A 14,767-nucleotide genomic window follows, 5' to 3' on the forward strand; every position below is an offset into this window, starting at 1 on the left:
ATGAGGCCGGCCAGGGCCACTGCGGAGGCTCCCGTGACCGCCGTCCAGGCGGCCGCTTACACGGTCCCCACCGACGGTCCCGAAGCGGACGGAACGTACAGTTGGGACTCCACCACCATGGTGCTGGTGCAGGCCGCCGCCGGCGGGAAGACCGGCCTGGGCTGGACCTACGCGCCGGCTGCGGCAGCAGGCCTGGTGGAAGGACTCCTCAGTCCCGCCGTGAGCGGCGTGGATGCCATTGACGTCCCGGCTGCTGCCGCCGCCATGGCCAGGGCAGTCCGCAACCCCGGAAACACAGGGCTGGCCTCCTACGCCGTGTCCGCCGTCGACTGCGCCCTCTGGGACCTCAAAGCCCGCCTCCTGGACCTGCCGCTGCACAAGCTGCTCGGCAGCGTCCGGGACAAGGTGGCGGTCTACGGCAGCGGCGGCTTCACCACCTACACGGCAGACCAGCTGCGCAGCCAGCTCGAAGGCTGGGCCCGTAGCCAAAACATCCCGCGGGTGAAGATCAAGATCGGCCAGGACAACGGAACGAACGTCCCGCGCGACCTGGAACGCATCCGCCAGGCGCGTGCCGCCGTCGGCCCCGGAACGGAACTGTTCGTCGACGCCAACGGCGCCTACACCGCAAAGCAGGCGGTCCGCGTCCTGCGGGAGGTGGCCGCCGAGGCTGTGACCTGGTTCGAGGAGCCCGTCTCCAGCGACCACCTGGCCGGGCTGCGGGTGGTGCGGGACGCTGTGGACGCGGACGTGGCAGCCGGTGAATACGGTACGGGCCTCCCCTACTTCCAGCGCCTGTGCGCGGCCGATGCCATCGACTGCCTGCAGGCCGATGTCAGCAGGTGCGGCGGGATCACCGAATGGCTGCGTATCGCCGCAGTGGCCGCAGCCAACGGCCTGGAACTCTCCGGCCACTGCGCACCCCACCTCAGCGCCGCCGTCGCCGCCGCCACACCCAACTTCCGCCATCTGGAATGGTTCCACGACCACGTCAGGATCGAGAACCTGTTCTTCGACGGAACGCTGGACCCCGACGGCGGGTGGCTGCGGCCCGGTGCTGCGCCCGGCAACGGGCTGTCGCTGCGTACCGCTGAGGCCGACAAATTCCGGGTCCGCTAATGCTGACCACAACGGATCAGGAAGGGAACAATGTCAGACATCAGTGATTACGCACTCGTGGGGGACCTTCACACCGCCGCGATGATCAGCACCAGCGGGTCAATCGACTGGATGTGCCTGCCGAGGTTCGACTCCCCCGCCTGCTTCGCAGCTTTGCTGGACACCCCCGCCGCAGGCCGGTGGCTCCTGGCACCCGCAGGGGCACAAAAGTGCACCCGCCGGAGGTATCGGCCAGGCACCCTGATCCTCGAAACCGAATGGGAAACTGCCCAGGGCAGCGTCAAGGTCACGGACTTCATGCCGATCCGCGACGACGCCGCCGACATGGTGCGGATTGTGGAAGGCCTGACCGGCACCGTGCAGATGTACGGAGAATTGTGCCTGCGCTTTGACTATGGACGCATCGTGCCGTGGGTGAGGCGCGGTGAGCACGGCCTCAGCGCCATAGCCGGTCCTGACGCGGCCTACTTCAACACCGCAGCGCCACTCGAGGGCCGGGACATGCGAACCATCAGCGAGTTCACTGTCCGGGCCGGAGAACAGGTGCCTTTCGTGTTGAGGTGGTTCCCCAGCAGCAAACCGGCCCCGCGGAAAACCGACTCCCACCAGGCGCTGCAGGTAACCGAAGATTACTGGCAACGGTGGAGTTCCCGCAGCAGGATTGACGGTGAGTACAAGGATGCCGTAGAGCGTTCCCTCATAACCCTCAAAGGGCTGATCTATGCGCCGACCGGCGGTATCGTGGCAGCTCCCACCACTTCCCTGCCGGAGGATCCGGGAGGGACGCGGAACTGGGACTATCGGTTCTGCTGGCTCCGCGACGCGACGCTGACGCTTCAGTCGCTGCTCGCCGCGGGCTATGTCGATGAAGCGGGCGCCTGGCGGGAATGGCTGCTGCGGGCCGTCGCCGGCGATCCGGCCGACCTTCAGATCATGTATGGGATTGACGGCACGCGCCGCCTTCCCGAAACAGAACTGCCCTGGCTCGCCGGATTCGAGGGATCCAAACCCGTCAGGACAGGAAACGCCGCGGCTCCGCAGCTGCAGCTGGATGTATGGGGCGAGGTCCTGGACGGGCTTTCCCTGACCCGCGCCGCCGGGCCGGCCGGAGCGGGAGACGATTCCTGGGATATCCAGGTCGCCTTGATGGAATACCTCGAGGGGGCCTGGGACCAGCCCGACAACGGACTCTGGGAAATGAGAGGTCCCCGCCGCCACAACACCCACTCAAAGGTCATGGCCTGGGTGGCAGCAGACCGCATGGTCAAGGGAGTCCAGCATTACGGCCTGCCCGGCCCGGTCGATCGCTGGTCTGCGTTGCGCGACACCATCCATAAAGACGTCATGGCACATGGCTTCGACAGCGACCGCAACACTTTCGTCCAGTCCTACGGGAGCAAAGAGCTTGACGCGAGCCTCCTGCTGATTCCCCGTGTGGGATTCCTGCCGCACGACCATCCGCGAGTGGTCGGTACTGTGGATGCCGTCCAGAAGCACCTCACCGAAGACGGCTTCGTCCTTCGGTACCGCCCGCAAGCAAGTAACGACGGCCTGCCCGGGACGGAAGGCGTCTTCCTCGCCTGCTCCTTCTGGCTTGTCGACGCCCTGCTGGGCATAGGACGCCAACATGAAGCCGAGGAACTCTTCGAGCGCCTGCTCGGCCTCCGCAACGACCTTGGATTACTCAGCGAAGAATGGGATCCCAAGCACCAGCGCCAGCTGGGCAACACCCCTCAGGCTTTCAGCCACTTTCCCCTCATCCACTGCGCCCTGCAGCTCCACCAGGGACGTTCCAAACAAAGCAACAAGCCCATTCCCAGCCCAACCTGACGGCCGCCGCCACACCCAACTTCCGCCACCTGGAATGGTTCACGACCACGTCAGGATCGAGAACCTGTTCTTCGACGGAACGCTTGAGCCGGACTGCGGATGGGTACGGCACGAAGACAGACCCGGTAACGGACTGAGCCTGCCGGCCGCCGACGCTGACACTGGCCTGTTGCCCGGCCGCCCGGGCATGACGTACTGAAAGGGATCCATTGAGCACCAACGAACGCAACGCAGATCCGGCCGCTCCGGAGCTGGTGGCTGTCACACCCGACGCACAGGATCCCACGGGGCAGGACGTCACAGGCCTGGACCCGTCAGCCACGGACCCCATGGCGGATGAAAAGGTTCGGCTTCAGCTGGCCATCTTCGAGGTCACCCGGGACGCCGACGGCAAAAGCCTGGACGACATCCAGGAGATGCTCCGCGCTGCCTTTGCCCGGCACCGCGTGGCGACACCGCCGGGCACCTGGCTGGAATCAGTGGCCTCCTCGGCGTACTACGGCGAGCCCTACATCGTTGACCTTTCGGTCGCGGCCATCGCGGACACCATCGTGCCCGCGCCGAACGATGAGGTCCGCGAGCGCCTCGCCGCACGGCGGCAGCTGCAGCAGGAAAAGCTCCCGGCAGGCATCTTTCCCGCTCCATCCGACTGGAACATTCCGGGCAGCGACGCCGCCGTCGGCAGCAACCGGACCACGTCCCCGGACCGGTGGAAAGGAAGCGCTGTGCCCGCCATGGCGGCGCTGGCCGCGGTTGCCCTGGCAGCCGTGCTGGTGGCCAGGGCGGGAACGGGCCGGCGCCGCCGGCTGGACACCTAGAGTCCCAGCCGGGCCACTGCTTCCTCGCGCATCTGGACTTTGCGGATCTTCCCGGAAATCGTCATGGGGAAGCTCTCGCGGACCTCGACATAGCGGGGGATCTTGTAGTGCGCCAGCTTCCCCCGGCAAAAGTCCGCAAGCGCCGCAGCGTCCAGCGGTTCCGCGCCGGGCTTGAGGATGATGCACGCCATGAGTTCCTCGCCGTACCTGGGGTCCGGTACGCCGATGACCTGCACGTCCTGGATTGATGGGTGTGTGTAGAGGAACTCCTCAATCTCCCGCGGGTAGATGTTTTCTCCGCCGCGGATCACCATGTCCTTGATCCGGCCTTCCACCACCACATACCCGTCCTCATCCATCCGGGCGAGGTCGCCGGTGTGCATCCACCCGTCGGCATCGATCGCCTCGGCCGTCTTCTCCGGCTGGTTCCAGTACCCCGCCATGACGGCGTAGCCACGGGTGCAGAGCTCGCCGATCTGCCCGCGCTCCAGTTCCTCCCCGGTGACGGGGTCCACGATGCGGCTCTCCAGCTGCGGCATGGTCCGGCCCACGGTCTCGGTCCGCTGCTGGAGGGTGTCCCCCTTCCGGGTCATGGTGGACACCGGTGAGGTCTCGGTCATGCCGTAGCAGATGGCCACGTCCACCATGTGCATCTCCGAGATCACCCGGTTCATCACCTCAATGGGACACAGCGAACCCGCCATCACCCCGGTGCGGAGCGTGGACAGGTCATAGGAGCCGAAATCGGGCAGCGCCAGTTCGGCGATGAACATGGTGGGCACCCCGTACAGGGACGTCCCGCCGAAATCCTGCACTGCCTCAAGCGCGGCAGCGGGCGAGAAGCCCCGCCCGGGGATGATGGTGGCGGCGCCGTGGCTGAGCGCGTTGAGGTTGCCGATCACCATGCCAAAGCAGTGGTAGAACGGCACGGGGATAACCACCCGGTCATGCTCGGTGTAGCCGAGCAGCTCGCCGATGGCGTAGCCGTTGTTCAGGATGTTGTGGTGCGTCAGCGTGGCGCCTTTGGGAAATCCTGTGGTGCCCGAGGTGTACTGCAGGTTGATGGGATCGTGCGGCCGGAGTTCGGCCATGCGGGCCAACAGGTGCGCATGGGCGACGCCGTCCGCCCGCCTGAGCAGCTCGGCGTAGGTCAGTTCCGCGTCACTTTGGGGGTTGCCGGCATCCAGTGCGTCCAGTCCATGGTCCGGCAGGAACACGAGCTCATGCAGGTCCGGGCAGGTCAGGAGCGCCTGGCGTGCCATGGACACGTAATCGCTGTTGGTGTCCGACGGTGCCGTGACCAGCATCCGCATCCCGTTCTGCTTGACCACGAACTCAAGTTCATGGCTGCGGTAGGCCGGGTTGACGTTGACCAGGATGGCGCCGATTTTCGCCGTGGCGTACTGCAGCAGCGTCCATTCGGCGCAGTTGGGGCTCCAGATGCCCACCCTCTCCCCTTTGCCGACGCCCATGGCGAGCAGTGCCCGCGCCAGCCGGTCGACGTCGTCGTTCATCTTGGTGTAGCTCCAGCGGCGGGCGTCACCGCCAGGCACCGGCGCTGCCTCGATCAGTGCGTCGTGGAGCGGAAACCGCGCAACGGTGCGCTCAAAGTTCTCGCCAATGGTTTCCGCCAGGAGCGGGACGTCAGTGTCCCCGGCTGTATAAGCACGCATGAGGGCACGCTACCAACAGGAACGGCGCTGGAGAAGGAGGACGGGGCCGGGAACGCGCGCAACGGAACGGGACGGCAAGGCGGCGCCCGGTATTGTGACATTCATGAGTGCACCGATTGACCTGACAGCAACGTTCATCCCCAACGAAGGCGAGTTCCACCGCGTCAAGCTGGCCCTGGAAATCGCCATCGATGAGGTGGTGAAGGAACCAGGCTGCATCCAGTACGAACTGACTGAAGCCACCGAGGAAAAGCTCGTCCTGACCGAGCAGTGGGCATCCGAGGAAGACCTGGACAGGCACTCCAAGGGCATCGCCGTCCAGGACCTGAACGAGTCACTGAGCGCGCTGCTGGCCGAACCCGTCAAGGTGGAACGCGTCTAGCGCACCCGTTAAACGCAGAATGCGGGGCCTCCCTGTCGGAGGCCCCGCATTCTGCGTCTACTGGGTTTTAGAAGTCCGGGATCTGCGTGCCGTCCTGGGCACCGCCCTGGGGGCTGGCCGGCTTGCCCGCTGCCTCCTCCTGCTGGCGGGCCACGTGGGCGTGGACCTCATCCATGTCCAGCGCCTTCACCGCGTCCACCACCTGTTCCAGCTGCTGGGCGTTCAGCGCGCCGGGCTGGGAGAACACCAGCACCTTTTCGCGGAAGGCCATCAACGTGGGGATGGAGGTGATGCCGGCCTCTGCCGCGAGCTGCTGCTCCGCTTCGGTGTCCACCTTGGTGAAGACGACGTCGGGGTGCTTCTCGGATACTGCCGAATACGTAGGGCCGAACTGCTTGCAGGGGCCGCACCATTCTGCCCAGAAATCGACCAGGACAATGTCGTTGCCTTCGATCGTCGATGCGAACTGTTCACCTGTGATGTCAAGGGTAGCCATGTGTCCACGCTACGCGCCCGGCCCGGGCCATGTCGCGGGTGTTCGCTCCCCGCGTCATTGGGAATAACGGGAGGTACGACGGCGGCACCAGGGTTCAGGCGTTGGTGTCCCACAGGTGCGGGGCGCGGGTGCGGCTGCCGGGAAGGGCGCTGGAGGCGCGCCACCTGTGGATCCAGACGGGGAGCACGAGGTCCGCCGGCGGGGCCCCGAACTCGGTGAGGATGTCCTCCTGGCTGACCGGGCCGGCCTTGGTGACCAGCCGGGTGGCGATGTAGGCGCGGGCGTAAATTTCGCCGTCGGCCACCATGCGCTGCTCGAAGAAGATCGCCTTGCTGTCCAGTCCGATGACGCGCGTCTCGATGGTGTAGTCCTGCCACAGCTGCAGCGATTTCCGGAAGGAGATGGTCTCGGCCGACACCACAGGGCTCCAGCCGCGGCGGCGCATGCGCTGCCAGATGCCGCTGCGGACCATCAGGTCGAACCGGCCCAGGTCCATGAGCGAGAGGTACATGCCGTTGTTTACGTGCATGGCAATGTCGATGTCCGTGGGCAGGACGCGCAGCGGCAGCGACGACGCCTCCCACACCGTGACGGGCGTCCGCCGTTTGGACCGGAAGAGCAGAAGCAGGGTTCTCAGAAGCAGGTGCATGGACCAATGCTACCCGCGGGTAACATCCTGCAGGCTCCGGGGCGGCACGCCAACCGCCGTATGATTTCCTGAATGACGCAGCAACGCTACCGGGCCCTTGCCGAGTGGCCCTTGATGGCTACCACGCTGGTGTTCCTGGGCGCGTACGCGTGGCAGGTCATCGGCAGGGTTGAGGGCAGCGGGGCTGACTGGCTCGAGACCGTCATGTGGGTGACCTGGTGCGTGTTCGTCCTGGACTATGCGGCGAAGCTGTGGCTGGCCGAGGACCGCCGGCAATGGTTCGTCCGGAACCTGCATGAGCTGTTGATCGTGGCCCTCCCGTTCTTCCGGCCCCTGCGGCTGCTGCGGCTGGTGACGCTGCTGTCCGTCCTGCACCGGACCGTGGGCGAGACGCTGCGCGGCCGGGTGGTGACGTATGTGGCGGCATCTGCGGCGCTTCTGGTCTTTGTGGGCGCCCTGGCCGTGCTGGATGTGGAGCAGTGGGCGCCGGATGCCAAGATCACATCGTTCGGCGATGCCCTGTGGTGGGCAACGGCCACCATTACCACCGTGGGCTACGGGGACATGTACCCGGTCACGCCCATAGGCCGGCTGGTGGCCACGGCGCTGATGATGAGCGGCATCGCGGTGCTGGGTGTGGTCACCGCTTCCATCGCTTCCTGGCTCGTCCAGCGGGTCGAGGATACGGCCGAGTCGGTGGCAGAGGCCGTGGAGGAACCGGTCCGGGTGGAGGTTGCGGAGCTCGTGGCCGAGATCGCATTGCTGCGTCGTGAAATCGCAGACCTGCGGGAACACCGCATGCAGCCGCCGCAAGTATTGGACCGCCCTGGCTTGAGTAGCGGGGCCGGGACGGGCGAGTAGCAGACCGCAAAACTCGGGTAATTCCTACTGGTGCTGCCTGCTTGGCGTGATTCCTAGACTCGGGATTCCTAGGACCGACACGTCTGGCAGGTTCTCCCGGGTGGCTTCCGGGAAACCGGCCTTCATGCGGAGCTCCGTATTTTCTGGGTATGCGGAGGCCTCCATCCGGCGCCGCCCGCGGCCACCGGCAGCTGCCGGGGCCTGCGGCGCCTTAACATCTCGATCCGTCCGGCGACCTGGCGTGCCCGCAAGGCACTGCCTGGCCGGACCGTCCCCGGATGGGCTACCCATGAACCAGAAGATCTCCACCTCCCCCGACGGCTCCAGCCGGAGTTTCGTCACCGACGAACCGCGCACGGACCTCAGCACCGGCCGTCCGCTCATCAGCAACAAATTGTGGGCCGGCATGGCCGCGGCGGCCGTTGTGGCAGCTGTAGGTGTGGGCGCCATGGCCGCACCGCCCACCTCCCTCAGCGCAAGCACGACGCCGGCAGTCCAGGTTGCAGAGACCGCCGCACCACCGGCGCCAAGCGCCGCCGCCGCCGGCGACGCCGTGGCCGCGGTCGCGGCCCAGGGAGCCGCCTCAGCTGCCGCACCAGCTGCAGAGGCAGCGCCTGCGCCGGCCGCCGAAGCGCCGGCAGCGGCCGAACCCGCTCCGGCACCAGCACCTGCGCCGCCCCCCGAACCTGCAGGTGATCCAAACCTGTACACGGTGGTGCCCGGCGATACCGTGGGCGCGATTGCCGCCAGCCACGGCGTGGACATGAACGGCATGCTTGCCGCGAACGGGCTCTCTGCCTACAGCACCATCTACCCCGGCCAGACCCTCCTGCTGACCGGCCCGGCTGTCGCCATGGCCGCTCCCGACCCTGCACCGGCACCGGCTCCCGCTGCTGCGCCGGCCCCGGCTCCCGCGGCCGCTCCCGCAGCGCCTGCGGTACGGACCATCTACGTGGCGGGCTCCGGCGGCCAGTCCATGGTGGACGCCTGCATCGGGCCCATCCACTACACCCCCAATGACGGCTACTCGCTCTTCATCACCGAGCATGATTTCTGCGGCGGATGGGCCCGGTTCTCCGGGATCAGCGTGGGTGAGACCGTGAGCATTCCCGGCTACGGAACCTTCACAGCCACCGGCCGCGGCACCGTCCCCAATCCCGGCACCACCAACGATGTGATCGCGGTCTTCGGCGGTTTCCCCCGGGCAATCCTGCAGACCTGCATCCCGGGCACCAGCCAGATGCTCCTGATCGCACTGAACTGACCCGGGTGGGCTGAAGCCGGCATTCAAAAGTTTGTCCGCGGGTCCGGACCTTCGGGGCCTGGATCCGCGGACAAGGCCATGACGCGCTGCCGGAGCTACACGCCGTGGCGCTCTGAAATATGCTCCACCAGTTCGCCTACGCGCTGCTCGGAGTAATTGCGGGCAATGTCGCCCTGGCTGATGATGCCCACGAGCTTGTGGTCGGAGATCACCGGAAGCCTGCGGACCTGATGCTGTTCCATCATGTCGATGGCTGCATCAACGTTGGCGTCGGCGTCAATGCAGTAGGGCTTGCCGGAAGCGAGTTCCCGGGCCATCATCTGGCCGGGGTCGCGGCCGGCGGCGACGCATTTGAGCACGATGTCACGGTCAGTGATCATGCCCTTCAATTTGCCGTCATCACCGCAGATGGGGAGGGCTCCGCAGTCGAGGTCCATCATCATCCGGGCTGCGTCCGCGAGGGACTCGTTTTCCCCAATGCATCGCGCATCAGTGGTCATGAATTCACGTACGGCACTCATTGAATCCTCCTTCATCGATGGAATATCGACGCAGGGCATCGGAGCACATGCGCCGATCCTGCCAGCCTACGCCCGTGCCAACAGGGTGTCGACGGCGGGTGGAGGCTTCTTTCGGAGTGTTCACGAGGAGTGCCGGCCAACAAAAAAACCTCCGGAACCTGGTGGTTCCGGAGGTTTTTCCTTGGGTGGCAGATGAGGGATTCGAACCCCCGTAGGCGTTGCCAGCTGATTTACAGTCAGCCCCCTTTGGCCGCTCGGGTAATCTGCCGAACTTCAAAAGAAGTACCCGCCGATGCAGTGTTGGGAAGCATCCGTTTCCGGCGCTTTCCGCTTCAGTAACCGCGGGCAAGACAACTTTACAGAACTTCCGGCGAAGAATCGAATCGGGTCCCGCACCACGCCAAATGCCCCGGAATGTCGGCAAAAGTCAGACCCTACGCCTCACCAAGAATGCGTCCGGCCAGCTTGGCTTCGAAGCTGATGGCCTGCTCCTGGGTGATCTGGTTCAGCTGGACCGCCCTCTGCAGGTCTGCCCGGACGCCGTCCAGCCGGGAGGAGGCATCCGCCACCGGGCTGAGGACGATGGAGGCCGCCACCGCTGCCGCCGCCACCGAGGTTGCTGCCGTGGCCACCGCCCCTGCCGCTGCGGTTGTGGTCCGGGTGACATATTGGGCGGCTTTGCGGTGCATGGGGTTCCCTTCAACTGCGGTACTGCTTCTCCAACTCTCGCCACCCCTCCTTCATTCCGCCATTACGTCCGCTGAGAGGGAACTGTGAATCCCGCACCCCCACCCGGCAGGGCATCCGTACTAGGCTGGATGGCAGAGATCCCGGCCCTGTCCCCGCACAGGGCTCCCATCAACAAAGGAGAGTCATGGCAGGCGAGTCAACGTTCGACGTCGTAAGCAAAGTGGACAAGCAGGAGGTGGCCAACGCGCTCAACCAGTCGCAGAAGGAAATCGCCCAGCGCTACGACTTCAAGGGCGTGGGCGCCGAGATCGACTTCAGCGGCGAGAAGATCCTCATGAAGGCCAACTCGGAGGAACGCGTCAAGGCTGTCCTGGACGTCTTCCAGTCCAAGCTGATCAAGCGCGGCATCTCGCTGAAGTCGCTGGACGAGGGCGAGCCCTACGCCTCCGGCAAGGAGTACCGGCTGGAGGCCTCCATCAAGGAAGGCATTGCCCAGGACCTGGCCAAGAAGATCAACAAGCTGATCCGCGACGAAGGCCCCAAGTCGGTCAAGTCGCAGATCCAGGGCGATGAACTCCGGGTGTCCTCCAAGTCCCGCGACGACCTGCAGGCCACGATGGCCCTCCTCAAGGATTTTGACGAAGCCGACCTGCAGTTCGTGAACTTCCGCAGCTAGCCCTCCCGCGGTCGTTTTCGACGCGCAAGAGGATTCCCGCTACGCAGAAAGGCTGGCGCACCTGATATCCCGGGTACGCCAGCCTTTTTGCGTGTCGCGGACGCCCTTGCACAGTGCTAACACGAGGGTTGCCTGCCCCGCGGTACGGTACCCCTCGGGCGTAACGGCATGCAATTACGGCACAGTTAGTTTGCGTAATAGCCGACGCCGGGTAATCTCTTTCTTAGGCCTTCCTAAGTAAGGATTACCTGACTGAAAGAACATCATGACTGCCAACTTCCTGATCGGCCTGCGCGAAGGACTCGAAGCCACCCTGGTGGTGGTCCTCCTCATGGCCTACCTGGCGAAAACGGACCGCCGCCGCCTCATCCCCCGGCTCTGGGTGGGCGTGGCAGCAGCGGTTACAGTGTCCGTCACCTTCGGCGCCCTCCTCACCTTCGGGCCCAGGGGCCTCACGTTTGAAGCGCAGGAGGCGATCGGCGGCACCCTGTCCGTCGCCGCCGTCGGCCTCGTGACATGGATGGTCTTCTGGATGGCCCGCACCGCGAGGACCCTCGGCAGCGACCTGAAGACGCGCGTGGACAGATCCGCCGGCGGGGCCGGTTGGGGGCTGGCCGTAGTGGCTGCCATCGCGGTGGGACGCGAAGGCCTGGAGACGGCGCTTTTCCTCTGGGCGGCTGCCAAGGCCACGGGCGAATCCACGCAGCCGCTCGTCGGGGCCCTCCTTGGCCTGGCCGCGGCCGCCGGCTTTGGCTACCTGCTGCACCGGGGCGTCCTGAAAGTGAACCTTTCCCGGTTCTTCACCTGGACCGGGGCCGCCCTGATCGTCATCGCGGGCGGCGTCCTGTCCTACGGCCTCCATGACCTGCAGGAGGCCGGGCTGCTTCCGGGCCTGCATTCCCTGGCCTTCGACATCAGCGGCGCCGTCCCGCCGTCGTCCTGGTACGGCACGCTCCTCAAGGGCACCCTCAACTTCTCCTCCGCCACCACCTGGCTGGAAGCCGCAGCCTGGCTCCTCTACGTGCTGCCGGTGCTGTTCCTGTACCTGCGCACCAACGGCAAAACTCCGGCTACCCCTGCCGGCTCCGGCACCACCGCCGCCGCCAAGGCCGCGGCCGCCGCCTAAATCCCCTTCACCCGCACCTAAGGAAATCCCCATGCCTGGCTTCAGCCTGCCCAAAATTAGCCCCTACGCCTTCCGCACCCGGCTTCCCGCCCTGGCTGCCGCCGTCGTCACCGTCCCGCTGGTCCTCACCGGGTGCACTGACAATACCCGGGCGGCGGACACCTCCGGAGGCACCATCGACGTGGTCAGCTCCAATACCGACTGCAAGGTCTCCGCCGCCAGCGTGCCCAGCGGCAACCTCACGTTCTCGGTCAAGAACGAAGGAACCGAAGTCACCGAGTTCTACCTCCTGGCGGCGGACGGGCTGCGCATCATGGGCGAGGTGGAAAACATCGGCCCGGGACTGAGCCGCAACCTGGTGGTCACCGCCCCCGCCGGAACCTACACCACCGCGTGCAAGCCAGGCATGGAGGGCGACGGGATCCGGGCCGCCCTCGAAGTGACCCCGTCAAAAGACCAGCCGACGGCGGACGCGGACTTCCAGAAACTCCTGGACACGGCCAGCACGCAGTACGCGTCCTACGTCAAGGACCAGAGCGAGCAACTGCTTGCCGGCACCGAGCAGTTCGCCGCGGCCTTCACAGCGGGCAACACCGACCAAGCCCGCTCCCTCTACGCGGCAACGCGGCAGCACTGGGAACGGATTGAACCCGTCGCCGAGTCCTTCGGCGACCTGGACCCGAAACTTGACGCACGCGAGGCGGACCTGGAACCCGGCCAGGAGTGGACCGGCTGGCACCGTGCCGAAAAGGACCTGTTCCCGCCGGCCGCCTACACGGCCCTCACCGCTGCCGGGCGCTCGGCCATCGCGGACCAACTGGTGGCCGACACCAAGGACCTGGTGGAACGCACCCGCACCGTGGAAATCTCCGCTGACATGCTGGGCAACGGCGCCAAGGAACTCCTGGACGAGGTTGCCACCGGAAAAGTGACCGGTGAAGAGGAAGTCTGGTCCCACACGGACCTTTGGGACTTTCAGGCGAACGTGGACGGCGCCCGCATCGCGTTCGAGAACCTCAAGCCGGCCCTGCAGCTGAAGGACGCCGCTTTGGCCGCCTCGCTGGACGGGAAGTTCGCCGCGCTGCAGGCCGAACTTGCCACCCATGCCCAGGGCGCGGGCTTCACGTCCTATGACAAGCTGTCCCCTGAGCAGGTCCAGCGGCTCGCCTCACTTGTGGACGCGCTCGGGGAGCCGCTGTCCCGGCTGACCGCGGCGGTGGTCCTGTGACCGGCTGCCCCTTTGGTGGCCGCGCGCAGGACGCTTCCGGGGCGGACCTCGCCGACGCAGCCGTCGGGGCGTCTTTGGATTCCAGGGACGGGGAACGCCCGACGGCGGGAGCCCGCCTGAGCAGGCGGGGCCTGTTTGGCGTCGCCGGACTGGGCGGCGCCGCCGTCGGACTCGCCGCAGGCCTCCTGGGACGCGACGCGGTGGCGGCTACTGCCGCACCTATGGCCGCGGACAGCGACGTGGTCCCCTTCCACGGCGACCACCAGGCCGGCATCACCACCCCGGCACAGGACCGCCTGCACATGGCCGCGTTCGACGTCACCACCAGCAGCCGTGAGGAGCTCATCCAGCTGCTCAAGGACTGGACGCGGGCAGCGGAAGCCCTGACCGGGGGCCGCCCCGCTGGTGCGACCGGCGCAGTGGATGGCCCCTACGGCGCTCCTCCCGAGGACACGGGCGAAGCCCTGGACCTCAACGCCGGGAAGCTGACCCTGACGTTCGGTTTCGGCGCCGGACTGTTCGAGCGCGACCGCGTGGCCCGGTTCGGCCTGGACGGCAGGCGGCCCGAGGCCCTGATAGATCTGCCGCATTTCCCGGGCGACGACCTGGACCCGGCCCGCAGCGGCGGCGACCTGGTGGTCCAGGCGTGCGCCGACGACCCGCAGGTGGCCGTCCACGCCATCCGGAACCTGGCCAGGATCGGCTTCGGCAGGGTCCGGGTCCGCTGGTCCCAGCTCGGGTTCGGCCGGACATCCTCCACCTCCCGTGCCCAGCAGACCCCGCGGAACCTCTTCGGCTTCAAGGACGGCACCGCCAACCTGAAAGTGGAAGATGAGCAACTGCTGGACCAGCATGTGTGGGCCCAAGCCGCCCGCCCGCAGGATGCCTGGATGGCGGGCGGCAGCTACCTGGTGGCGCGCCGGATCCGGATGCATATCGAAACGTGGGACCGCACCTCGCTGGGCGAACAGGAAGGCCTGATCGGCCGGACCAAGGGCACGGGCGCACCGCTCTCTGGTGGCGAGGAGTTCACCGAGCCGGACTTCAACCGGCAGGGCAAGGGCGGCAAACCGCTCATCCCGATCGATTCCCACGTCCGGATGGCCCACCCCAACCAGAACAGCGGAGTGCGGATGCTGCGCCGGGGCTACAACTACACCGACGGTTCCGACGGCGTGGGCCACCTCGACGCCGGCCTGCTCTTCATCGCGTTCGTCACCGATCCGCGGACGCACTACATCCCCATGCAGATGGCGATGGCCAAGGGCGACACCCTGGCCGTGGAGTACCTGAAGCACACGGGCTCGGGACTGTTCGCGGTTCCCGGCGGGGTCCAGCCCGGCGGGTACATCGGCGAGGGCCTGTTCACGTAGCCGGACCGCTCAAGCCGGCCCCGCCCCGCCGTCGTTCCCGACGCGCAAAAGGTTAACCGCT

At 66.5% G+C, this 14,767-nt stretch carries 15 protein-coding genes and 1 tRNA gene; 10 read left to right on the forward strand and 6 right to left on the reverse strand.

Annotated elements, in window-relative coordinates:
• The 3 genes from AB0313_RS05135 (at position 1) to AB0313_RS05145 (ending at position 3,767) form a co-directional block, all read left to right on the forward strand.
• On the forward strand, positions 1-1,119 hold the full coding sequence (locus AB0313_RS05135; protein WP_366304017.1) for an enolase C-terminal domain-like protein: 1,119 nt from the start codon (positions 1-3) through the stop codon (positions 1,117-1,119).
• Positions 1,120-1,149: 30 nt separating this feature from the next.
• Positions 1,150-2,949, forward strand: coding sequence for a glycoside hydrolase family 15 protein (locus tag AB0313_RS05140; protein ID WP_366304019.1), 1,800 nt, complete (start codon positions 1,150-1,152; stop codon positions 2,947-2,949).
• A gap of 209 nt (positions 2,950-3,158) precedes the next feature.
• On the forward strand, positions 3,159-3,767 hold the full coding sequence (locus tag AB0313_RS05145) for a hypothetical protein (RefSeq protein ID WP_366304021.1): 609 nt from the start codon (positions 3,159-3,161) through the stop codon (positions 3,765-3,767).
• Here AB0313_RS05145 and AB0313_RS05150 read toward each other — a convergent pair.
• On the reverse strand, positions 3,764-5,440 hold the full coding sequence (locus tag AB0313_RS05150) for an AMP-binding protein (protein ID WP_366304023.1): 1,677 nt from the start codon (positions 5,438-5,440) through the stop codon (positions 3,764-3,766). The two genes, AB0313_RS05145 and AB0313_RS05150, sit on opposite strands and share 4 nt — an antisense overlap.
• Positions 5,441-5,543: 103 nt before the next feature.
• On the opposite strand from AB0313_RS05150, the gene AB0313_RS05155 reads away from it, so the two are divergent.
• Positions 5,544-5,822 (forward strand): antibiotic biosynthesis monooxygenase, encoded by a 279-nt coding sequence (locus AB0313_RS05155; protein ID WP_141942843.1) that lies wholly within the window; start codon positions 5,544-5,546, stop codon positions 5,820-5,822.
• Between the two features lie 67 nt (positions 5,823-5,889).
• Here the strand turns inward: AB0313_RS05155 and AB0313_RS05160 are convergent, their stop codons facing one another.
• On the reverse strand, positions 5,890-6,318 hold the full coding sequence (locus tag AB0313_RS05160) for a thioredoxin family protein (RefSeq protein WP_141942845.1): 429 nt from the start codon (positions 6,316-6,318) through the stop codon (positions 5,890-5,892).
• A 94-nt stretch (positions 6,319-6,412) separates the two neighbouring features.
• Entirely contained in the window at positions 6,413-6,967 is a 555-nt protein-coding gene (locus AB0313_RS05165; RefSeq protein ID WP_366304026.1) for an acyl-CoA thioesterase, read from the reverse strand.
• Between the two features lie 72 nt (positions 6,968-7,039).
• Between AB0313_RS05165 and AB0313_RS05170 the strand changes: the two genes are divergently transcribed.
• Positions 7,040-7,828, forward strand: a complete 789-nt coding sequence (locus AB0313_RS05170; protein WP_307304520.1) for a potassium channel family protein — start codon at positions 7,040-7,042, stop codon at positions 7,826-7,828.
• A 289-nt stretch (positions 7,829-8,117) separates the two neighbouring features.
• A complete protein-coding gene (locus AB0313_RS05175; protein WP_366304028.1) occupies positions 8,118-9,092 on the forward strand; it encodes a LysM domain-containing protein in 975 nt (324 codons plus the stop codon).
• 95 nt (positions 9,093-9,187) lie between these two features.
• On the opposite strand, the gene AB0313_RS05180 is transcribed toward AB0313_RS05175, so the two are convergent.
• The 3 genes from AB0313_RS05180 to AB0313_RS05190 all read right to left on the reverse strand — a co-directional run bounded on the left by AB0313_RS05180 (position 9,188) and on the right by AB0313_RS05190 (position 10,302).
• Complete coding sequence (locus AB0313_RS05180; protein WP_366304030.1) at positions 9,188-9,613, reverse strand: CBS domain-containing protein; 426 nt, start codon at positions 9,611-9,613, stop codon at positions 9,188-9,190.
• Positions 9,614-9,799: 186 nt separating this feature from the next.
• A tRNA-Tyr gene (locus AB0313_RS05185) sits at positions 9,800-9,881 on the reverse strand.
• A gap of 166 nt (positions 9,882-10,047) precedes the next feature.
• Complete coding sequence (locus AB0313_RS05190; protein WP_141942868.1) at positions 10,048-10,302, reverse strand: hypothetical protein; 255 nt, start codon at positions 10,300-10,302, stop codon at positions 10,048-10,050.
• Positions 10,303-10,487: 185 nt separating this feature from the next.
• On the opposite strand from AB0313_RS05190, the gene AB0313_RS05195 reads away from it, so the two are divergent.
• The 4 genes from AB0313_RS05195 (at position 10,488) to efeB (ending at position 14,706) form a co-directional block, all read left to right on the forward strand.
• Complete coding sequence (locus AB0313_RS05195; RefSeq protein ID WP_141942870.1) at positions 10,488-10,979, forward strand: YajQ family cyclic di-GMP-binding protein; 492 nt, start codon at positions 10,488-10,490, stop codon at positions 10,977-10,979.
• A 265-nt stretch (positions 10,980-11,244) separates the two neighbouring features.
• Positions 11,245-12,105 (forward strand): iron uptake transporter permease EfeU, encoded by an 861-nt coding sequence (gene efeU, locus AB0313_RS05200; RefSeq protein WP_366304033.1) that lies wholly within the window; start codon positions 11,245-11,247, stop codon positions 12,103-12,105.
• Between the two features lie 31 nt (positions 12,106-12,136).
• Entirely contained in the window at positions 12,137-13,333 is a 1,197-nt protein-coding gene (gene efeO / locus AB0313_RS05205) for an iron uptake system protein EfeO (RefSeq protein ID WP_366304035.1), read from the forward strand.
• On the forward strand, positions 13,330-14,706 hold the full coding sequence (gene efeB, locus AB0313_RS05210) for an iron uptake transporter deferrochelatase/peroxidase subunit (protein WP_366304037.1): 1,377 nt from the start codon (positions 13,330-13,332) through the stop codon (positions 14,704-14,706). Before efeO ends, efeB begins: the two co-directional genes overlap by 4 nt.
• The last annotated feature ends 61 nt before the right edge of the window (positions 14,707-14,767 follow it).

The organism is Pseudarthrobacter sp. NPDC080039 (assembly GCF_040702335.1).
GTDB lineage: Bacteria > Actinomycetota > Actinomycetes > Actinomycetales > Micrococcaceae > Arthrobacter > Arthrobacter enclensis_A.